The sequence below is a fragment of the Humisphaera borealis genome, from assembly GCF_015169395.1.
In the GTDB taxonomy this organism is placed as follows: domain Bacteria; phylum Planctomycetota; class Phycisphaerae; order Tepidisphaerales; family Tepidisphaeraceae; genus Humisphaera; species Humisphaera borealis.
On the sequence record NZ_CP063458.1, the window covers coordinates 4,646,140 to 4,666,723 of the forward strand.

At 63.8% G+C, this 20,584-nt stretch carries 13 protein-coding genes and 2 tRNA genes; 7 read left to right on the forward strand and 8 right to left on the reverse strand.

Annotated elements, in window-relative coordinates:
- Positions 1-231 precede the first annotated feature (231 nt).
- Positions 232-305: transfer RNA gene (locus tag IPV69_RS17350), tRNA-Pro, on the reverse strand.
- Positions 306-412: 107 nt separating this feature from the next.
- The gene (locus IPV69_RS17355; protein WP_206290984.1) at positions 413-1,660 is read right to left on the reverse strand and encodes a PQQ-like beta-propeller repeat protein; all 1,248 of its coding nucleotides are present in this window, start codon (positions 1,658-1,660) and stop codon (positions 413-415) included.
- A gap of 263 nt (positions 1,661-1,923) precedes the next feature.
- Here IPV69_RS17355 and IPV69_RS17360 point away from each other — a divergent pair, with 263 nt between their 5' ends.
- Positions 1,924-4,086, forward strand: coding sequence for an arylsulfatase (locus tag IPV69_RS17360; protein WP_206290985.1), 2,163 nt, complete (start codon positions 1,924-1,926; stop codon positions 4,084-4,086).
- Between the two features lie 136 nt (positions 4,087-4,222).
- Here the strand turns inward: IPV69_RS17360 and IPV69_RS17365 are convergent, their stop codons facing one another.
- Together IPV69_RS17365 and IPV69_RS17370 are read right to left on the reverse strand one after the other, a co-directional pair.
- A complete protein-coding gene (locus IPV69_RS17365; protein ID WP_206290986.1) occupies positions 4,223-5,182 on the reverse strand; it encodes an SGNH/GDSL hydrolase family protein in 960 nt (319 codons plus the stop codon).
- A 118-nt stretch (positions 5,183-5,300) separates the two neighbouring features.
- Entirely contained in the window at positions 5,301-6,953 is a 1,653-nt protein-coding gene (locus IPV69_RS17370; RefSeq protein WP_206290987.1) for an MFS transporter, read from the reverse strand.
- A gap of 208 nt (positions 6,954-7,161) precedes the next feature.
- Between IPV69_RS17370 and IPV69_RS17375 the strand changes: the two genes are divergently transcribed.
- Positions 7,162-7,404: a hypothetical protein gene (locus IPV69_RS17375; RefSeq protein ID WP_206290988.1), complete on the forward strand. Its 243-nt coding sequence runs from the start codon at positions 7,162-7,164 to the stop codon at positions 7,402-7,404.
- 19 nt (positions 7,405-7,423) lie between these two features.
- Here IPV69_RS17375 and uvrA read toward each other — a convergent pair whose 3' ends face one another.
- Positions 7,424-10,612 carry an excinuclease ABC subunit UvrA gene (gene uvrA / locus IPV69_RS17380; protein ID WP_206290989.1) on the reverse strand — a complete coding sequence of 1,063 codons (3,189 nt, stop codon included), beginning with the start codon at positions 10,610-10,612 and terminating at the stop codon, positions 7,424-7,426.
- A 196-nt stretch (positions 10,613-10,808) separates the two neighbouring features.
- Here uvrA and IPV69_RS17385 point away from each other — a divergent pair, with 196 nt between their 5' ends.
- The 4 genes from IPV69_RS17385 (at position 10,809) to IPV69_RS17400 (ending at position 16,228) form a co-directional block, all read left to right on the forward strand.
- On the forward strand, positions 10,809-12,224 hold the full coding sequence (locus IPV69_RS17385; RefSeq protein WP_206290990.1) for an FAD-dependent oxidoreductase: 1,416 nt from the start codon (positions 10,809-10,811) through the stop codon (positions 12,222-12,224).
- Between the two features lie 69 nt (positions 12,225-12,293).
- Positions 12,294-13,130, forward strand: a complete 837-nt coding sequence (locus tag IPV69_RS17390; protein ID WP_206290991.1) for a type 1 glutamine amidotransferase — start codon at positions 12,294-12,296, stop codon at positions 13,128-13,130.
- Positions 13,131-13,214: 84 nt separating this feature from the next.
- A complete protein-coding gene (locus tag IPV69_RS17395; RefSeq protein ID WP_206290992.1) occupies positions 13,215-14,711 on the forward strand; it encodes a hypothetical protein in 1,497 nt (498 codons plus the stop codon).
- Positions 14,712-14,884: 173 nt separating this feature from the next.
- Positions 14,885-16,228, forward strand: a complete 1,344-nt coding sequence (locus IPV69_RS17400; RefSeq protein WP_206290993.1) for a sulfatase-like hydrolase/transferase — start codon at positions 14,885-14,887, stop codon at positions 16,226-16,228.
- 95 nt (positions 16,229-16,323) lie between these two features.
- Here IPV69_RS17400 and IPV69_RS17405 read toward each other — a convergent pair whose 3' ends face one another.
- On the reverse strand, positions 16,324-16,782 hold the full coding sequence (locus tag IPV69_RS17405) for an MOSC domain-containing protein (RefSeq protein WP_206290994.1): 459 nt from the start codon (positions 16,780-16,782) through the stop codon (positions 16,324-16,326).
- 13 nt (positions 16,783-16,795) lie between these two features.
- Positions 16,796-17,842 (reverse strand): UDP-3-O-(3-hydroxymyristoyl)glucosamine N-acyltransferase, encoded by a 1,047-nt coding sequence (gene lpxD, locus IPV69_RS17410; protein WP_206290995.1) that lies wholly within the window; start codon positions 17,840-17,842, stop codon positions 16,796-16,798.
- A 236-nt stretch (positions 17,843-18,078) separates the two neighbouring features.
- On the opposite strand from lpxD, the gene IPV69_RS17415 reads away from it, so the two are divergent.
- Positions 18,079-18,160 (forward strand) — tRNA-Leu (locus IPV69_RS17415).
- Positions 18,161-18,445: 285 nt separating this feature from the next.
- Here the strand turns inward: IPV69_RS17415 and IPV69_RS17420 are convergent.
- On the reverse strand, positions 18,446-20,392 hold the full coding sequence (locus tag IPV69_RS17420; RefSeq protein WP_206290996.1) for a hypothetical protein: 1,947 nt from the start codon (positions 20,390-20,392) through the stop codon (positions 18,446-18,448).
- Positions 20,393-20,584: the final 192 nt, after the last annotated feature.

Consider the following 20,584-nt stretch of genomic DNA (forward strand, 5'->3'; position numbering starts at 1 on the left):
GTTCGTTTGGCGGATTTGAAAGGCAGCCGGGAAGAGTGCACCGGCGGTGCGACCGCTAATCTCGCGCCGGCTGTCGCCTCGGGTTCGTTCGGCGAAATGGAGTTGAAGAGCTTGGGGTCGCAGAACGGGATGATTGGCGTCGGCACCTCCGTCGGCCCCCAGAGTCCGGGCGGTAAACGCCAATGGCCCCGGGATTGCCGGGGCCATCGAACGGATTGACGGATCAACGAATCGGGGCGACAGGATTCGAACCTGCGACCTTCTGGTCCCAAACCAGACGCTCTACCAAGCTGAGCTACGCCCCGTAGCGTCTGCTGATTGTATCGCATTCCGTGAGCCGAGTCGACCTTGCCGGTCGAATGACCCGCGATCACACCAGACGCTCGCACCGTGTGCTCTGCATCAGTATCGGTCATTTGATGCAATAAAGTGTCTGATCGGACCGAATCAGCAGTTTTCCGTCGGCCGGGGCGAGCGATGCCCGGAAGACTTCTCCGCCTTGTGGCACGAGCTTGTTGGTGGCGACGATCTTCAGCTTCTCGCCGGGCTCGATGACGACGGTTTCGCCGTTCTCGAAGTTGAAGTAGCCCTTGCCGCCGGCGGCGAGCGGGGCGGCGGTGATGTCGCCGGTCGCGATGCGCTCCTTCCAGAGCTCCTTGCCGGTCTTGGCGTCGTAGCAGGACAGGATGCCCTTCATGTTCGACACCAGGACGTGGTTGCCGATCACCAGCGGCGAGGGCTGGTCGCGGCCTTCGTTGCGGCGGGTGTGCCAGGTCATGTGCGTCTTGGTGACGTCGCCGGCACCATCGGTGCGGACGGCATAGACATCGCCGGCCAGGCCGTTGACGACAAAGATGGTGCCGTCGGCGCCGACCGCCGGTACGGGTTCGCCGCGGCCGGCGAAGCTCTTGCAGTGCCAGAACTCCTTGCCGGTCTTGGGGTCGTAGCCGGCGACGAACTTGTCGCCGTTGAGAATGATCTGCTTTTTGCCGTGGGCTTCGAGCAGGAAGGGAGAGCTGTAGCCTTCGGCGGCGGGGCGTTCGGTTTTCCAGACGGTTTTGCCGGTGGCCTTGTCGAGGCCGAAGAGGTACGGGTCGCTTTCGCTGTCGCCGTTGACGACCAGAATGTCATCGACGACGAGCAGGCTGCTGGAAATGCCGCGGGCATTCTTGGTGTCGAACTTGCCCAGCTGCTGCGACCAGACCGGCTTGCCGCCCTCGGTGTAGCAGTAGACACCGGCCGGGCCGAACCAGGCCCAGACGTGCTGGCCGTCGGCGTAGACGGTGGGCGTGGCCCAGCCGTTCATCTTGTGGCTCTTCTCGGGGTTGCCGGTCCAGGCGACCTGTTCCCAGAGCTGCTTGCCGCTGGCAAGATCAAACGCCAGCACCACGCGCTGGCGTCCGTCTTCGAGCGCGGAGGTGAGGAAGATCTTGTCGCCGGCAACGACCGGAGAGGAGTGCCCTTTGCCTTTGAGCGGTGTCTTCCAGACAACGCTGCCGGCGTCCCACTTCGTGGGGACGGCCTTGTCGGCGGCCTGGCCCGTGCCCGTCGGCCCGCGGAACTGCGGCCAGGAGGAGGCGGGGTCGGCGGAGAGACCAACCCCCGTGAACAACCCACAGGCCGCCATCGCCACGATCATCGATTTGCGCGAGATTCCCATGTCCATCGATACCGGTCGATCTGGGAAATGTGGCGGGATGGTTGTCGACTTCAGCGAAGTGCAATAAGGGTATCCCGCCGGACGTTGACGGGGGCCGGAGTGAATGCGCAGTTAGGAGACTTCCGGGACCGCCGAGCGCCTGCTCGGCACGAAATTTTGACGGATTCGAAGAGCCGAGCAGGCGCTCGGCGGTCCCAGGAAGACGCTGAGGCCAGAGGAGCACGGGCCGAGAACACGTGTTTGCCGCGACTTGGAGGTTACCTATGAAGTCAAGAATCGCCCTATTCACAATACTCATCGCGGCTGCGATTGCCGCTCCACTGCGGGGCCAGACCGCGGCCCTTCGCCCCAACATCGTCGTCATCCTGTCCGACGACATGGGTTACTCCGATCTGGGTTGCTACGGCTCGGAGATCCGCACGCCTACCCTCGATAAGCTCGCCGGTGAGGGCCTGCGGTTCACGCAGTTCTACAACACCGGGCGGTGCTGCCCGACGCGGGCGTCGCTGCTGACCGGCCTCTATCCGCACCAGGCGGGTGTCGGGCACATGACTGAGGACAAGGGCGTCGACGGGTACCGCGGACAGCTCAACGACCGCTGCGTCACCATGGCGCAGGTTCTCAAGTCGGCCGGCTATGGCACTTACGGCCTGGGCAAGTGGCACGTGGTCAACAACAAGAACGTCAAACCCGATGGCGACAAGCGAGCCTGGCCGCTGCAGCGCGGGTTCGATCGCTTCTACGGCACGATCACCGGCGCCGGCGACTTTTACGACCCCGGCACGCTGACCCGTGACAACACGATGATCTCGCCCCGGGCCGACGCCGAGTATCAGCCGAAACAGTACTACTACACCGACGCGATCACCGATCACGCGATCCGCTTTGCCACCGAGCACCGCAAGGCGACGCCGGACAAGCCGCTGTTTATGTACGTCGCTTACACCGCGGCCCATTGGCCGATGCACGCGCTGCCGGAAGACATCGCCAAATACAGAGGCAAGTACGACGCCGGCTACACCGCCATCCGCGAGGCCCGGCTGAAGCGCATGCGCGAGCTCGGCCTGATCGACGAACGCTGGCAGATCAGTCCGCAGTTCGGCGACTGGGACAAGGTCTCGAACAAGGAATGGGAAGCTCGCTGCATGGAGGTGTACGCGGCGATGATCGATCGCATGGACCAGGGCATCGGCCGGATCGTACAGACACTTCGCGACCAGGGGCAGCTCGACAACACGCTCATCTTCTTCATGCAGGATAATGGCGCCTGCCAGGAGCCCATCGGGCGTCGGCCGGTCGCCAACCAGCCTGCGTCGTTCCCAAAGATTGCCGACGACGCGATCCGGCTGGATGTCATCCCCAAGCAGACGCGTGATGGCCGGCCGGTGCGACAAGGGGAAGTCGTCATGCCCGGCGACACCGACACCTACATCGCCTACGGCGAAGCGTGGGCGAATGTGTCGAACGTGCCGTTCCGGCTTTACAAGCACTTCAACCACGAAGGCGGCATCAGCACGCCGCTGATCGCGCATTGGCCGAAGGGCATCAGCCGCAAGGGCGAGTGGGAGAAGCAGCCCGGCCATCTGATCGACATCATGGCGACGTGTGTCGACGTCTCGGGCGCGGCGTATCCGAAGGAACTGAACGGCCAGGCGATCCAGCCGATGGAAGGCCGCAGCCTCACGCCGGCTTTCGCCGGGCAGAAGATCGACCGCCAGGCGATTTACTGGGAGCACGAGGAGAACCGGGCGATCCGCGTCGGCGATTACAAGCTGGTCGCGAAGGGTTTGGCCGGCAAGTGGGAACTTTACGACATCGCCAAGGACCGCACCGAGATGCACGACCTGGCAGAGACGATGCCGGACAAGACGAAAGAACTGGCCGATCTATGGGAAGCGTACGCCGTTCGGGCGGCGGTCAAGCCTTATCCTTCACCGCAGCCGAAGGGGGCGAAGAAGGGGCGTGAGCAGACGTCGTTCAAGCTGAAGTCTGGCGACGAGCTGACGGGCGAGGACCTGCCCGAGATCGCCGGCAAGACGATCGCCATCACGGCGATGATCACCAAACCCGCCGCCGATGGTGTGATCGTCGCCCAGGGCGGCTCGGCTCACGGCTACTCGCTGTACATGAAGGCAGGGCGGGTCGTGTTCGCGACGCGGAACAACAACAAGCTCACCGAGATCTCGACGGAAAAGACCGTGCCGCTGGCGCCGATGAAGGTCTCGGCGACACTGGGCAAGGACGGCTCGATCATACTGTCGGTCGATGACAAGGTTGTCGCGAGCGGCAAAGCGGCCGGACCACTCAGCAAGACGCCGATCGACGGATTGCAGGTCGGGAAGGATCTTGGCGGCTTGGTGGGATCGTATACGACGCCGTTCGAGTTCGGCGGGCAGATTGGGGAAGTGACGGTCGACCTGAAGTAGGGTTTATGAGTCAGTTTGGGTGGCACGGGCAAGCGTACTCGCTTGCCCGTGATGTACGTCGATTGACGTTCGACACGGGCAACGGAGTACCGTTGCCCATGCCACCCTGTGCCGGAAGTGTCGAGTAGGACGAACCCTACTTTGCGGCCTGGATTTTCTTCTCGATCTCGGCTGCCTTGGCGAGCGCTTCTGGCATAGGCAGGCCGGCTTTCATGGGGCGCTTATGCCCGGCGTCGGTGAGGTAAGCGTCGAGCAGGATGCGGCCGCGTTCGCGGACGAGTTTTTCGACCTGCGAGAACTTCGACTTCGGGTCGCCAGGGTCGCCGTAGGTCTTGGTGTCAATTTCCACTGGCGGTGTCAGGCCGGCCAGGATTGCCTTGGCCATGACGAGGTGGCCGTCGGCGTTGGGGTGGATGCCGTCGCCGCTGAACTTGAACTTGGGGTCTTTCGTTCGACCGTCGGCGATCGCCTTGGTCATCGGGCCGTGCAGGTCGATGACTTCCCAGCCGGCCGACCGTTGCGAGAGGAGCCAGTCGCCGTACGCCGCCAGAACCTCGTCGTAGCCGGCGTACATTTTGCCTTCGGTCGCCTGATCCTTCGGGACCACCTTGCCGGCGATCGGCATCGGATCGAAGACGGGCGGCGTGACATGTACCACGCGAGCGCCGATCGCCGCCGCCTTCTCGCGCAGCTTCTTCATGCCGTTCTGAAAGGCGGCGAGGCGGTCGGGGGCGAGCGGCATGTAGATGCCGTCGTTCATGCCGTAGCAGGCGAAGATCAGGTCGGGCTTGGTCTTGGCCAGCACGCGGTCGAGGCGCTCGTGCAGATCAGGCCGAGGGAACTTGCCGCCGGCGTGGCCGGCTTCCGACAGGCCCGAGACGGTTTCGCTCGGCAGGCCGCAGTTGATGTACTCGATCTTCCGGTCGGGGTACTTCAGCCGAAGCGCGGTTTCGACCGCGTCCACGTAGTTGCCGCCGTAGGTGATACTGTCGCCGAGGAACAGGACGCGTTTGGCATCGCCGAGGGTTTCGGCGGCGTGCAGCGGAGCGACGAGCAGAATCAGAGCTAGCGCAATGAGGGAGGCGAGGTGTCTCATATTTGCTCCGCGAGAGGGAACGACGAGCGGGACGGACAAGAATGAGGGGCTCCGGCAATTCAGCCGCAACGCGGCGGATCAGCAACAGCCTGGGGCACAAGCCCCAAAACATTCTGATTCAATGCTCTTCGACTTCCTCCGGCCCCGGCTCCGGCAGGAAGAAGCTGCAGATGAATCCTGCGAGGTACACGAACAGCGCTACGCCTGCGGCGGTGTATGCCACCTTCGTCGGCGCGGACATCGATTCGCCAAACAGGCTGGATCCGGCGATGGTCGCGGTGATCCACGCGAAGCTCGTTCCGATCATGCGCCCGCCGATGTTGGCGGCGAAGCTCTCACCCGTCCCGCGCAGGTGCATCGGATAGACGCGCGGGAGGTAGTTCCCCCAGAAGCTGAACTGGGCCACCGTGACCAGGCCGGCGACAAACATGCCGACCATGAACAGGGTGACTTCAAAGCCTCCGATGGTGAAGAACGTGAAGTTATGAATCGCTGCGTAGCCGAAGATGAGCGGCATCAGGATCAGTCCCGGCACTTGGAAGAGACGAAGCAGGGATCGGCGACTGACGATCACAACAGCCAGCATTGCGAGCAGGAACCGGCCGATCAATCCGCCGACTTCTTGCACCTTCGTGTAGTCGGATGCCATCCTTTGCTCGACCTGAGCGGTCTCCTTCTTCTTGTCGATCTGCAGCTTTGTGATCGGTGAGGGTCCTGCGGCCGGCTTGGTCGACGGCCCTGACGCGGCGGCCGTCGTCGGCAACGCTCCAGCAATTGCTGCCGGATGGGTGGCCGCCGCCGAAACATCCGCGACGATCGCGGCCGCCACGGGGGCGATTCCTGCTGCGTCGGGCAGCGTGGCGGGCTTTGTTGTCGGCCGAGTCGCGGCGACGGCAGCCTTGATCTTTTCGTCGATCGGCTTCACCGCCTCGGCAACTCTCCGCTGGACGTCGGGAAGCCCTGGCGCGATTTGCGGCATCATCTGGATCGCTCCGAACGCCGCGCCGAAGCTGCACGCGAACATGATCGTGGTGATGACCGTCGTGCGGCGAAGCTGCGGGCTGAACAGTTCCGCGATCCTCGGCCGGCGTAGGCGGCCTTCAGCCTTCTTCTTCGCCCAGGCCGGGCTTTCCGGCAGGAACGGGCGAATCAGAATCAGCGGGATCGCCGGGATCAGCCCGCTCATCAGGGTGTATCGCCAGGCGGTGTCGTGGCTGCCGTGGATCGCCGGCAACTTGTCGGCATAGATAATCGCGAGCGTGTTGGCGACCGCGACCAGCAGTCCGCCAACGGAGCTGAACGCCTGGGTGTAGCCGAGAACCTTCTCGCGGCGCTCGGGATCAGGGAACAGCTCGGCCAGCCAGGCGACGGCGGCGACGAACTCCACGCACACCCCGATGAACACCAGGCAGCGGAGGAACAGCAGCATGTAGATGTCAGTCGCGAAGCCCGCCGCGAACGCCGAGCCGGCGTAAAGCAGGATCGACCAGGTGAGCACACGACGGCGGCCGAGGCGGTCCGTCAGATAACCACCGAGGAATCCGAAAATCCCGCCGGCGAACGCCGGTACGAAAAACAGCAACCCGACCCACTTCTGGAACTCCGGTGTTCCGGGCGCAGCTCCGATAAGTTGCTGCAGTGCGGGCCTGACGATGAGGGGCAGCATCAACAGCTCATAGATGTCGAACGCAAACCCGATCGACGCGATGACACAGATGAGCCATTGGGTGCGGGTCAGTGGACTCTTACCCGGGGAGGAAAGTTCGGTCATGAGGAGGGTTCCGCTGGGGCTTTCTCGGATACACAGACGATATCCGACGTGACAGTTTTCCTTGCAACCACGACGCCGGCGACGGGCCGGGGACTCTACAGGATCATTACATCCGCAACCAGTCCGAACTTACGACCGAATCCGGTCGCTATCTGTACGCCAGCGGGTGGAGCGGACATCTGAGTCACTGTCGTTGGGAGACAACCCGATGGGCCAAAAAGACGCACACAACACCGCCACCGTCCCATATCTCGCAACCGAGTCCGGCGTTGCCGGATTGACCCGGCGGATGTTCGCGCTGCGCAAACTGCGCCTCCCCCGGCGGGCACCCAAGCCCCCACTGCCCGAACTGACCGACGCCTGGTTCGAAGACACCATTCGCGAGGTAGACGAGGCGTCGGCCCGACTCGAAAAGGCCAGGCTTTCCGTGCGGCGGTCGAACGCGGCGTGATGCCTCGGTTGGCATCCCACTACGTCCCGCTCGCCACAGGTTTCCCCTTGCGGCCCGACCGCACGGGCAGCGGCACAGCCGTCGGTAGCAGCTTTGTTGCCAAATGTTCGGCCGTATGGCTGCCAGTCACCTTGGCGACGGCCTCGGGCGTTCCCTCGGCGACGACGCGCCCGCCGCCTTCGCCGCCTTCGGGGCCCATGTCGATGATCCAGTCGGCGCACTTGACGACGTCGAGGTTGTGCTCGATCACCAGGATGGTGTTGCCCAGGTCGGCTAGCCGATTGAGCACGTTCAGCAGGTTCTGGATGTCGGCAAAGTGCAGGCCGGTCGTCGGCTCATCGAGCACGTAGAGCGTGTGGCCGGTCGGGTTCTTGCCGAGTTCACTGGCCAGCTTCACGCGCTGGGCTTCGCCGCCGGAGAGCTGTGTGCTCGGCTGGCCGAGCTTCACATAGCTCAGGCCGACTTCGTTGAGCGCCTTGAGCATCCGGTAGACCGGCGGAATGTTCTCGAAGAAGCCTAGCGCTTCTTCAGTGGTCATGTTCAGCACTTCGGCGATGTTCTTACCGCGGTAGTGAATCTGCAGCGTCTCGGCGTTGTAGCGGGCACCGTGACAGACTTCGCAGTTCACGTAGACGTCGGGCAGAAAGTGCATCTCGATGCACTTGGTGCCCTGGCCCTGACAGCTTTCGCAACGGCCGCCTTTGACGTTAAAGCTGAACCGCCCAGCCTCGTAACCGCGCAACTTGGCCTCGCGCGTCGCGGTGAAGGCCTTGCGGATTTCGTCGAACACGCCGGTGTAGGTCGCCGGGTTGCTGCGCGGCGTTCGGCCGATGGGGGACTGGTCAATCTCGATGACCTTGTCGATCTTACCGATGCCGTTGACCGTCTTGTGGTCGCCGGCCTTGAGCTTGGACGCGTAGAGCTTGCGTTTCAGGGCCGGTAGTAGAGTTTGATTGACGAGCGTGCTCTTGCCCGACCCGGAAACACCGGTCACGCAGACGAATCCGCCGAGCGGAATGCGGACGTCAACGTCCTTCAGATTGTTCTCGCGGCAGCCTTTGATTTCGATGCACGCCTTGTCCGGATCGACCGGCCGGCGACTTTCGGGCACCGGGATCTGCAGCTCGCCGACGATGTACTTCACGGTCGTGCTTTGGGTCTGCGATAGGACGGCGGGCATCGGCCCCTCGGCGATCACGTTGCCGCCGTGGCTGCCGGCGCCCGGGCCGATGTCGATCAGGTGGTCGGCGGCGCGAATGCAGTCTTCATCGTGCTCGACCATGAGCACCGTATTGCCCAGGTCGCGAAGCCGCAGCAGCGTGCGAATCAGGCGGGTGTTGTCGCGCTGGTGCAGGCCGATGGTGGGCTCGTCCAGCACATAGCACACGCCCACCAGCCCGCTGCCGACCTGCGTCGCCAGGCGGATGCGCTGGGCCTCGCCGCCGGAGAGCGATCCGGTCTTTCGGCTGAGCGACAGATACCCCAGCCCGACATCGACCATGAATCCGAGCCGCGCCGCGATCTCGTGGACGATCGGCTCGGCGATCTTGGTGCCTTCTTCGGAGAGCTTGAGGTTCTCGAAGAACGTCTTGGCGCGTTCGACCGTCAGCCGGGCGACGTCGTCGATGCTGTAACCCGGGAGGACGAGAAGTGGCGAGTTCTGAGTGCTGAGTGCTGAGTCAGTGCCCGCCGTCGCCGCAGGCGACGCGTTCGCTGCGGGTGCGTCTTTTGCCTTGGTCGAGCCCTTCTTCGTCTTGGCTGCCTTTGTCTTGCCGTTTGCTGACTTTGCAGCGATGGGCGATGGCTCAACCGCGGCCACCGTCGCAAGCTCGGTAGTGACCCGCTCGTCCGTATCAACTGCGTAATGGGCGATATCGGCCGGGGCATCCGTTGGCGGCGGGGGCAGAGCGGCGCTCCCAAGTGCCGTCGTCGTGTGAAGCCGAACTGCCAGTGCCTCCTGCTTCAGCCGTCGGCCGTTGCAGGTTTTGCAGGGCTGTTCGCTCATGTACCCGTGCAGGCGGTGTTTAACCCACTCGCTCTCGGTCGTCTCGAACCGCCGCTGCAGATTGGGTACGACGCCCTCGAAAGTGATGTCGATCGTCGCGTCACGTTTCTTGCCCGTTCCGAACATCAGTACGTCGCGGGCTTTCTTGGGGATGTCCTTGTAAGGCCCGCTGTAGTTCAGCCCGAACGCCCGGCAGAAATCGCGCAAGGCACGGCTGTAGAAGATGTTCATCCGCTTGCCGTTCTTGCGCCAGGCTTCGATCGCGCCGCTCTCCAGCGAGATCGATTCATCCGGCACGATCAGGTCCGGGTCGAACAAAAAGGTGGTTCCCAGACCGTGGCAATCGGGGCAGGCACCGTGCGGGGAATTGAAGCTGAACAGCCGGGGCTCGAGTTCCGGCAGACTGACTTCCGGATGGTCGGCGCAGGCGAACTTTTCGCTGAAAAGCGTATCGGTCCAAGTGCCGTCGGCGTTGCCGATCGCCGCCGTCGCCAGGCCCTGCGACAGCTTGAGCGCCGTTTCGACGCTGTCGGCGACGCGGCTGCGGATTTCGGGCTTGATAATGATGCGGTCGACCACCGCTTCGATGGTGTGAGAGAACGTCTTCTTCATCGCCGGAAACGCCGAAGGGTTCAGGTCCACAACTTCGCCGTCCACGCGTGCCCGCACAAACCCCTGCTTGTGAAGCGCGCCGAAGGTGTCTTTGTGTTCGCCCTTCTGCCCGCGAATCAGCGGCGACAGCACCATGAGCTTGGTGCCGGCGGGCTGCTTCATGATCGCATCGACGATCTGCGAAGCGCTCTGGCTGCTGATCGGCTTGCCGCAAACCCAGCAGTGGGGCGTACCAGCGCGGGCGAAGAGCACCCGCAGGTAATCGTAAATCTCGGTCGTGGTCGCGACCGTCGATCGGGGGTTCGACGAGGCCGAACGCTGCTCGATCGCGATCGTCGGCGGCAACCCTTCGATTTCGTCAATCTCAGGCTTCTGTAGCTGGTCGAGGAACTGCCTGGCATACGTGGAGAGTGACTCCATGTACTTCCGCTGACCTTCGGCAAACACGGTATCGAACGCGAGCGTCGATTTCCCGGAGCCCGAAAGCCCGGTAATGACCACGAGCTGATCGCGCGGGATGTCGACCGAGATGTTCTTGAGATTGTGTTCGCGAGCGCCGCGGATCCGGATGTATTTTGACGTCATTGCCATGCCTGAAGACACCCTAACATATTGCGATCAGATGCGGCAAGACGTGCGCCGCTCACGGAGATTCGTAATAGGTCGGCAAGTATAGGTCGACACCGGGCTGACGTCTCGGTAGGTTGACAGCGACATCGATTCTTCTGGCGCAGACGCGGGCATGCCCACATGCCATTTCGAGAAGCCCGAACCGGAGACCGACACCATGACTGAGAATCGCTCCATCTGGTCGCGTCGCGGATTGCTGCAAGCTGCGGTCGCCGGTGCTGTTGCCGCGCCCGGGTTCGCAAGCGCCGCCGATGCACCGCTGCCCGGCAGGTTTGCCGAGCCGGCGCGGGATCTCCCGATTGTTGAAGATGCCGATGTCATCGTCTGCGGTGCCGGACCGGCCGGCGTGACCGCCGCGATCACCGCGGCCCGCGCGGGGGCTCGCGTCCGCCTGTTCGAAGTTCACGGCTGCCTGGGTGGGGTTTGGACGGCCGGGTTGCTCGGCTACCTGCTCGACTTCAACAAGCCCGGCTTCGCGAAGGAACTCGTTCGCCATCTCGACGACCGGGGCGCTCGTCGTGGCACCGGCGCCAGCAGCATGGGCTACGAGCCTGAGGAGATGAAGCTGCTGCTGGAAGATCTCTGCGTCGAAGCCAGGGTTAAGTTCCAGCTTCACACCCGCGTGACTGCCGCCTATCGCGACGGTCGGCGGTTGACCACCATCGTCACCGAATCCAAGTCCGGCCGACAGGCGTGGCGCGCGCCAGTATTCATCGATACCACCGGCGACGGCGACCTGGGCGCGCTCGCCGGGTGCGACTTTGAAGTCGGCGAGTCCAAGGCCTGCCCGTGCCAGCCGATGTCGATGGATGCGCTGCTCGTCGTCCGCGACGCCGCTGCACTAAACAGTTTCCTGCACAGCACCGGCCCGGGCGACGGGCGATCGACCAACGACGCCAAGCTCGCCCTGCTGGCCGAGATCCGCAAAGCCGGCTTCGATCCCTCCTACGGCAAGCCGACGCTTTTCCAGGTGCGCGACAACCTGCTCCTGGTGATGATGAATCACGAGTATGGCGTGCTCGCGTACGATGCCGCCGCCGTTACCGATGCCACGGTCCGCGCCCGCTCGGAACTCAACAAAATCGTCAAAGGACTTCGCAAGCTCGGCGGGCCGTGGGACGGGGTCCAACTGGCGGCGACGGCCGAGCAGATCGGCATTCGCGACGGCCGGCGCATCCGCGGGCGGTATGTCGTGAGCAAGGACGACGTCGCCGGCGGGGCCCGCCATGACGATGCCGTGACGCGGGCCACGTTCTCGGTCGATGTCCATGCCCTTTCGACCGAGCACAACAAGTCGGCTCCGTACAGCAACTTCGGTATCAAGACCAAGCCGTATGACATTCCGCTGCGGGCGCTGATCGCGCGGGACGTCGATGGGCTGCTGCTGGCGGGGCGGTGCATCAGCGGAGATTTCATTGCGCATGCCAGCTATCGCGTGACCGGCAACGCTGTCGCGATGGGCGAAGCGGCGGGTGCCGTTGCGTCTGTTGCCGCCGCAACGAAGCGAATGCCTCACGAAGTCCCCTGGAGCGAAGGGGCGGCGGTCATCGCGAAACTTGGCATGCGGGGCTGATCGTGACGGAGGTTGGCAAGCCCGGTGGCTTGACTGCCTTGCCCCTCGTACCGATCATCCTGCCAACCTATGAGCAAAGTCGTCGTCCTCCAGCACGTCGCCCACGAAGGCCCCGGCCGTATTCCCGCGGTGCTTCGCGATTTCGGAATCCAGACCGAGGTTCGCCACCTCTACAAGGGGGACGAAGTCCCCAGCGATCTCGACGAGATCCGCGCCCTGGTGGTGCTCGGCGGGTCGATGGGCGTTGCCGACGTCGGATCAGAGAAGTTCCCCTTCCTGGCGAAGGAAGTCGACCTGCTGAAACGCCTGGTCGCCGCCGACCGTGCGGTGCTCGGCATCTGCTTGGGTGCCCAGCTCCTGGCGCACGCCGCCGGCGCGAAGGTTTACCCGAACGTGAAGATGGCCCCCGGCGGCCCCGGTCAGCCGCCCAAGCCGGTCGAACCGACGGAGCCATTGCCCGAGTTCGGCTGGGCTCCGGTGAGTTTTCCGTTCCCCGGCGGGACCGAGCCGATCGTCTTCGGAATGACGGACGGCGCACCGATGTTCCACTGGCACTACGACACGTTCGACCTGCCCAAGCTCCCGCCGCCGGCCGAGGCAAAGCCCGGCGGGCCGCCGCCGCCCACCGGCAACGCGCTGCTCAGCAGCACCGCCAAGTGCCGCAACCAGGCGTTCCGGTTCAAGAACCGGCTTTTCGGGTTCCAGTATCACTTCGAGTTCACCGAGAAGGACATCGACCAGGTTCTTTCGACCAACCGAGCCGACGTGGACAAGCACATGGGCGACTACGGCGCGGCACAGATCCGTGATGAAACCAAGAAGTATTACGTTCGCTACGCCCGGCTCGGCGAACGACTGTTGAAGAACTGGGTTCAGTTTCTTCGGGTTTACGAAGAAACGCTCTAGGTCCCGTGCAGGCTCACCAGCCGGCGTACGGAGCGGCCGACGCGGCCGGACGCTGATTCGGGTGATTACGCGTCGCACTTTCATATGCGTTGGCTCCTCGAGCTGCTCCGCGTGCTCCTTTTCCCGCGGCACCGCCCGAAGGGCATGGTCCGGCCGTGGGCGCTCAGCGCGCCGGTGCTGGTGCTGATCCTGGCGTTGCCTCTCCTGCGTCCCGTTCGCCACCCCGACCCCCGGCAGATCTCCGACGACGAAATGGCATTGCTCGCAACGACCCAGGCCTGGGTCGAACACGAGACGCTTTCCATCGACGCGACCGATTTCAAGAACACCCGTACGAGGGTTGTGGTGGTCGATGCCGGGGGTGTCGCCCGGTCGTACGCGGCCCAGCCTCCGACGATGGGCGTGCTCCTGGCGATCAGTTACCGCGTCATGCGGTACTACGGCCTGACGTTCGCCAGGGATGGGCCGACCGTCGCCTACCTGCTGACGCTTCTCGGTGTAACACTTCCGGCGGCCTGTGCGGCCGGCCTGATCTACCGGATGGGCCGGCTCTTCGAATTGCCACGGCCCAAGCGTGCCTTGCTTGCCGCCGTGTGCGTGATCGCGTCAGGGCTCTTCACCTACGCGACCGTTTTGAATGTGCATGTCCCTGCGGCAACACTCATCCTGGCATCGGCGACGTGCCTCATTCACCTTTCGATTGCCCAGCGGAAGCCGATTACCCCGATCTGGCTTTGCTGTGCCGGATTCTGCGCGGCGCTGGCGGCCGTGATCGATCCTTCGTCGATCGCGTTTGCGCCGACGCTCGCCGGCGTGGTGCTCGTGTATCGCTGGTCCTGGTTGCAGCGTATCGGAGGACTGCTGTTGTTCGTCGCGGGTGCTGTGGGTCCGCTGGCACTGCATACCACGTTCGTCTGGCGCGGTAGCGGCGAGCTGTATCACGGAATGAACTTCACTGCGCCGCCGCGGACGTACGACGATGCCGACGACACGGACGTGCTCGACGACCCCGACGAACCTGGTGCCTTCTGGAAGCCCATCGGGCGTGCCCTGGGCACAGCGGGGTATCTGTTCTTCGGGGGGCACGGTCTGCTCAGCCATTTTCCGGTACTTGCCATCGGTGTGCTTGGCGTGACCATGATCATGCATCGCCACTGGCCGCAGGCGGCGAAGGTGCTTGCCGCGGGGACGCTTGCCGCGGCGGTTTACCTCATGGTCGCGTACACCATTCACCGCCGTCCCGGCAGGGCCTGGGCCGATTGGATGTTCGCCGCCAAGTGGTTTGTCGTCTTTGCGCCGATGGTTTTGTTCTGGAGCGGCGCGTGGCTCCGTAAGGCACACCGAACCGGATCGTGGGTGGTCGTCGGCGTACTACTGGCTTTCAGCCTGGCCGTCGGCATTATCGGTGCGACCTATCCCCAGCCGCGACAGGGCTACAACGGCTACACCGCGTACCTGGCGGTCCGCCAGCTCTGGCAGGGCGACACGCAGCAGGCCGATTCGCCGGCCCTGCCATCCACGCGACCTTTTCCCATCGCAAACCCGGACTTGCCGGGGGCCGCAGACCGGCTCGCGCCCTAATCCGCTCAGGCTCACGAGAATTATTCCCCTGCTCGACCGTTTCCACGAACGGACTGGGCGGTTGAACATTCGGCGTTGGCGCGCCGGATCATCATTCCCGCCATACGTCTCCAAGTCCGAGCGCTTCAGATTTCAGACGCCCCGAAACTCAGATGCCAGAGTGAGAGCCGACTATGAAAAACACCGTCATCCTCCTGATCTCGTTATTCATGTTGCCCCCGTTGGCGGCCTCGGCGGCGGAGAGCGGCAAGGCCGCCAGGCCGAACATTGTCTTCATCCTTGCCGATGACCTGGGCCTTGACGGCGTCAGTTGCTACGGAGCGGACAAGCGAAAGACGCCACAGATCGACAAACTCGCGTCCACCGGCATGCGCTTCGAGACCTGCTACGCGGCCCCGCTCTGCGGCCCGTCTCGGTGCGCCCTGATGTCGGGGCGGTACGCGTTTCGGACGGGTGGGCTCACCAACGGTTCCTGGCGGGCGGGCGGTCCGGGAGCCAAGTCCGCTGACGAACAACCGATCGCCAGGCTGCTGAAGCAGGGAGGCTACGCCACCGGCATGGCAGGCAAGTGGCGACAGGTCGGCGAGACGCCTGCCGATTGGGGCTTCGACGAGTACACGACCGATCCGACCGCCGGCGGCTGGTTCTGGCAGAACAAGCACACGACCAACGGCAAGGAAGTGACCGTCCCCGATGGAACGTATGCCCCGGACTACATCCAGAACTTCACCGTAGATTTTCTCAGGCGGCACAAGGATCAGCCGTTCTACTTCTACTACTCGATGCACCTGGTCCACGGGCCCATTCTGCACACCGCCGACTCGGCCAAGGGAGCCAAGGATGGCGCGGAGCGTTACGACGACAACATCGCCTACATGGACAAGCAGGTCGGCCAGATCGTCGCCCAGCTGGAAAAACTCGGGCTCCGGGAAAAGACACTGCTGATGTTCTCCGGCGATAACGGAACCGCGCTGACGTTCCCCGCCACCATCGGTGGCCGGATGATTAACGGAAAGAAGGCGTCCATGCTCGAAGGCGGCTCGCGCGTGCCGCTGATTGCGAGCTGGCCCGGCGTCACACCCGCGGGCAAAGTGAACAAGGACATCGTGAACTTCACGGATATGCACGCGACGTTCCTGGAACTGGCGGGCGCGCAGCCCCCGGCAAACTTTAAGTTCGACAGCCGGAGCATCGCACCCCAGCTGCGGGGCGAGGCCGGCACCCCGCGGGAGTGGGCGTTCGTACAGCTCGGCGCCAAGTGGTTTGTCCGCGAGCAGGGATGGAAGCTGGATCAGGCCGGCGAACTGTTCGATATGAGCGATGCACCGTTCGTCGAGAAGCCTGTCGCCGCCTCGGCCGACACCGATGCCAGCAAGGCGGCCCGGGCCCGACTTACTGCGGTCCTCGCCGAACTCAACCCCGCCGCGGGCAAGACCGATGGCGAAGGCGGCGCAAAGAAGGGCGGCGCGAAGAAGAAGGCCGCAAAAAAGGCGGCCGGTCAGACGCCAAGCAAGTAGGCGCCGGCCGCCAACACTGATGCTTGTCGATGATCCGAGCGTACCCGGCCTGGCGATCGCCGGTCGTGAACCGCTGATGAAGACCTGCGCGCATGTCAGGCTGCGGAGATCACGTCGCCGATGTGAATGGTGCCGCCGACAATGATTTCGGCCCGCAGGCCACCCCGGCCCTTCATGGCGGCGAAGACCGGTTCGCCGACGAGCCCGTCGAGGTATCGACAAGGTGCGCATAGCCGCTGGCCGCGGAGCAGCAGGGTGCCCAGGTGAAAGCGCCGTTCGAGCAGTTCCTCGAGCGCGACGCCGACCGTGACGACATTCCGCCGATGTCGGCCGTCGCTGAGATCGATCCCGGTTTCAGCGAGAATGTCGCCGATTGCTTCTGAAGCGATCAGCGTGATCTGGCGACCTTCGCCGGGCCAACGGCTGAATGCGCCGATGCCAAGTTGATATCGATCCCCTGCCAGGCCCTCGCCGGCGATCGCCTCGACGGAGCTCACCGGAACCATCGCCGCCTTGGCGGTGGGCGCGATGAAGATAGACGCGACTGCCGACATTGTTCACCGCGGATCAGACTTCGTCGCCGGCGTCGGAAAGCTCCTCGACGGCCTGTTCGAGCTTCTTGATGCGGTCTTGGATCGTGGGCAACTGCGTGAACAGGAAGTAAACGCGGCGGGCATGGCTCGCCGGCATGGCGGGGCTGCCGATGACCGTGGTCTGGTCGGGGACATCCGCCATCACACCTGACTGCGCGGCGATCGTGACGCCGTCGCCGATCTTGATGTGCCCGGTAATGCCGACCTGCCCGGCGATGGTGGCGTGATGGCCGATGACCGTGCTCCCGGCAACGCCGACATGGGCGACGAGCAGCCCGTGGGGGCCGATCTTCACGCCGTGGCCGATCGCGACATTGTTGTCGATCTTCGTCCCCTGACCGACGACCGTATTGCCGACTGCGCCGCGGCTGATGGACGTGTTCGAGCCGATCTCGACATCGTCTTCGATGACGACATTGCCCACCTGCGGGATTTTGTGGTGCCGCCATACGCCGTCGGCGTCCTTGTGCGTGGCGAAGCCGAACCCGTCGGGGCCGATACTGCTGCCGGCGTGAATGATCACCCGGTCGCCGATCATGCAATCGTCATAGACCACGACATTGGGGTATAGGATGCAGTCGCGGCCGATCTTCGTCCGCGGGCCGACGAACACGCCGGGGTAGATCACCGTGCCGGCACCGACGCTGGCGGTCGGATCAACATGGGCCGAGGGGTGCACGCCGGCGTGCGGGTGCTTGCGGTGGCCGTGCAGCCTGACCAGCGCCAGCGACCAGGCGTAGTAGGGGTCCTTGGTCTTGAGAAGCATCAGGCCGGGGTTGGCCGGGCAGGTGACCGACGCAGCCACGATCGCGGCGGTCGCCTTGGTGGTGTCCAGCTGGTCGGCGTACTTGGGATTGGAGAGAAAGGTGACGTCGCCGGTACCGGCCGAATCGAGCGTACGGCAGCTTCGGATCAGGACGTCGGTCCCCGGTACGTCGGCCGGCAGTTCCGCACCGATCGCGGCCGCCAGTTCCTTCAGTGTGACGCCGGTGCCTCGCTCGGTGAACGCATCGTCGGTCAAGGTGCAGTCTCCCTCGGGTAGCAAAACCAGTTGGGTCGCCGACAGATCACGGCCGGCTCTCCCGGGCGGCATTGTAGGAAAACCTTCGGGAAGTTGAACCTCGTCGGCTGGGCAATGCGCGGGGAACACGAAACGTCGCCCCACAAGTCATGACCCTACTCGAAGGCGCAATCGGAGATCGGTGCTCGCCACCCCCTCGACAACACGCCAACAGGCACTATAATCTCCCCTCCATCGCCCAGGTGGCGGAATTGGCAGACGCACTACTTTGAGGTGGTAGCGAGGCAACTCGTGCAGGTTCAAGTCCTGTCCTGGGCATAAGACCCGCCGCAAGGCGGGTTTTTTCATGCGCGGATCCAACGCACACGCCGACACTTACGCCCGGAAACCCTATCGCCCCGTTCTAACCTCGTCTGGAAGTCAACCCCGTTGCCCTTGGGTTTGTCCTTCTTACTCTCTCCGGCGCTGAACGGCGCTCTTGCATTGGGTACGCGGCAAGGCCAGTCGAATTCAACATCGGTAGCTAAGCCGACGCGCGGGCGAGATCGCGGCACGGCGCGCGGTACGAAGGGGCGGACGTGACGGCTCGGAACTGGCACATAGTCACTTGGCGTTCGGCTTGAGGGTATTCGAGAGCCGTTTCTGGTCGAGCGTAATGTCCTTCGTTGCTTTTAGACCGAGCAGGGGGCTACTGCTGACGGCATCCGACTGCGCGTGCTTCTCGACATCCATGAGCGTGTTGTCGCTGACTTCAACGGCGGTGCTGTGACTTAGCATGATGGCCTGCCCTGCGATTTCATCCGTTGGGCGTGCAATGGCGGTGGCGCGGATGGGCGAGTTGATGCGATTGTACTCGATGCGAGAGTCTTTGATGCCGATGAGGTTCATCGCGGGGCCGCCGCTGCGGGTGAAGGTGTTGCCGGTGATGATGAGACGCTCGATGGGTGGGATGCCATCCTGACCCTGGGCATTGTGGGCGCGGACGTCGATGGCGGGATGGTGCGGGCGCGGGCTCACATCGACGAAGGTGTTGTCCGCGATCGTGATGTCGTTCGGGATGCCGCCGACGAGGCCCATCCCGGTGTTGAGGCTGATGTTGCTCCCCATGCGGATGAAGGTGCAGCCGCGCACGGTGCCGGGGCCGGACATGATAAGCAGGCGCTGAAAGTTGTCCTCCCAGCGACAGTTCTGCACCACCCATCCAGCGCACTCGTGATCGAGCCACTCGGCCTGCGCTGCGGCGAAGGGGGCGGCGTCGCGATCGAGGGTGAGTTGGAAATCCTGGTGAGCGGTAAGTTTTGCTTCGCCGAGAACGGCACCCGTCTTGCGATGGATGAAGCGCAGTCGATCGCCCGCGCGGGCATTGGTAAGCGTGGGTCGCAGGGCGGCATTTGTTTCCAGCGTGACCTGATTGCCGGAGACCGCTTTGACCTTGCCCCAGATGCCGTGGAAATTCTGCAGGTCGTCCGCGGTGTGTCGGATAGACACGTTGTCCATCGTGGTGCCATGGCGCGTAGAGCGGCACAGAAAGCCGTCCGCGCCTTTCCATTGGCTGGTGCCGGGTCGCGGGCCGAAGTAGCAGTCCTTCCAAAGATGCGCGCCATGGCCGCCGCTCTCGCTCGGACCGCCTTTTGCCACGTAGACGCTCACGCCGTGCAGCGTGAGGTTTGCCGAGTCCTCCAGCACGATGGCTCCCGCCGAGGTGTAGAGGCAGGACAAGCCATCACCCACCCGTACCATACCGAGTTCGCCATACGCCCGCTCCCAGTTCGCATCGTGGATGCGCTCCATGAGGTCAGGCGCCTCCATGTTGATCCAGTAGAGCCCGTTGGCGGAAGGCGTGATGTCCTTGTAGCGGAGCTTGCGCACGCCGGCCTGCAAATCATAGAGCGGCACGCAGAAGCGACCATCGCGCTTGAAGGGAAAAAGCCGCTGCTCATCGCCGCCCTTGTAGCTCGTCGGCACCACGATGCCCGGCGAGGGTTGAATCTCAAAGCGGTTGCCCTTGCGGTCGATGCGCGTGATCCGGCCTTCAATGCAGCCCCGCGTGCCACGATCAATAATCGCGCCACGCAGGACGATGTTCCGGCAACTAAAGAAGCCGACACAGCGGTGGCCCGGGGGCATCTGCACGTCATCAAGGTCGAACCAGAAGGTTGCTCCCGTGGCATCGATCACGAGCGGATGCTCCGAGTCGCGCTGCATGCCTTCAAAATGGAGAGGATAGACTGTTTTCGCTCCCACCTTGCGTTCCTGACTGAAGCGGTAATCGCCCGGCGGAATCCGCACCTCCGCCGCACCGCTCTCGAAGGCCTTCATCACCATCGGCATCACGCCCTTGCCCCGCTCACGTTGTGCTTCCTTTTCGGCATCGGTGAACTGCGGTCCGGCTGGCGCATCGAAGCTGAACGACGCATCTGCTGGCGGTGGCGATTTTGATTCTAATATCACGCGCTGATGCGGTGAGAGATGCTCATTGGCAACGGCGGCATCCAGCACTGCCAGCAACACAAGCAGCGGCGCGATCATAAGGGTGACGATGTGTTTCATGGGTTGTGACGTGTGTGCGTATGATCGCCCGCTGGTTGCGTCCTGCCTCGCACGCCCGGCGAAGAAACACGGAAAGCTCGTTCGCCTTCTCGAGCGCTGTTGATCCGCTGCCGAGCTACGCGGCGAAGTCGGGGCATCGGCGGACACCTTGCAAACCTCTGGCTTACGCTTGTCGAGCGACGACGGCAGTGC

What these genes read in the sequence shown, in the direction of transcription:
- IPV69_RS17355 (WP_206290984.1), bottom strand. Translation starts at nt 1,660, where the DNA reads ATGGGAATCTCGCGCAAATCGATGATCGTGGCGATGGCGGCCTGTGGG.
- IPV69_RS17360 (WP_206290985.1), top strand. Translation starts at nt 1,924, where the DNA reads ATGAAGTCAAGAATCGCCCTATTCACAATACTCATCGCGGCTGCGATT.
- IPV69_RS17365 (WP_206290986.1), bottom strand. Translation starts at nt 5,182, where the DNA reads ATGAGACACCTCGCCTCCCTCATTGCGCTAGCTCTGATTCTGCTCGTC.
- IPV69_RS17370 (WP_206290987.1), bottom strand. Translation starts at nt 6,953, where the DNA reads ATGACCGAACTTTCCTCCCCGGGTAAGAGTCCACTGACCCGCACCCAA.
- IPV69_RS17375 (WP_206290988.1), top strand. Translation starts at nt 7,162, where the DNA reads ATGGGCCAAAAAGACGCACACAACACCGCCACCGTCCCATATCTCGCA.
- uvrA (WP_206290989.1), bottom strand. Translation starts at nt 10,612, where the DNA reads ATGGCAATGACGTCAAAATACATCCGGATCCGCGGCGCTCGCGAACAC.
- IPV69_RS17385 (WP_206290990.1), top strand. Translation starts at nt 10,809, where the DNA reads ATGACTGAGAATCGCTCCATCTGGTCGCGTCGCGGATTGCTGCAAGCT.
- IPV69_RS17390 (WP_206290991.1), top strand. Translation starts at nt 12,294, where the DNA reads ATGAGCAAAGTCGTCGTCCTCCAGCACGTCGCCCACGAAGGCCCCGGC.
- IPV69_RS17395 (WP_206290992.1), top strand. Translation starts at nt 13,215, where the DNA reads ATGCGTTGGCTCCTCGAGCTGCTCCGCGTGCTCCTTTTCCCGCGGCAC.
- IPV69_RS17400 (WP_206290993.1), top strand. Translation starts at nt 14,885, where the DNA reads ATGAAAAACACCGTCATCCTCCTGATCTCGTTATTCATGTTGCCCCCG.
- IPV69_RS17405 (WP_206290994.1), bottom strand. Translation starts at nt 16,782, where the DNA reads ATGTCGGCAGTCGCGTCTATCTTCATCGCGCCCACCGCCAAGGCGGCG.
- IPV69_RS17420 (WP_206290996.1), bottom strand. Translation starts at nt 20,392, where the DNA reads ATGAAACACATCGTCACCCTTATGATCGCGCCGCTGCTTGTGTTGCTG.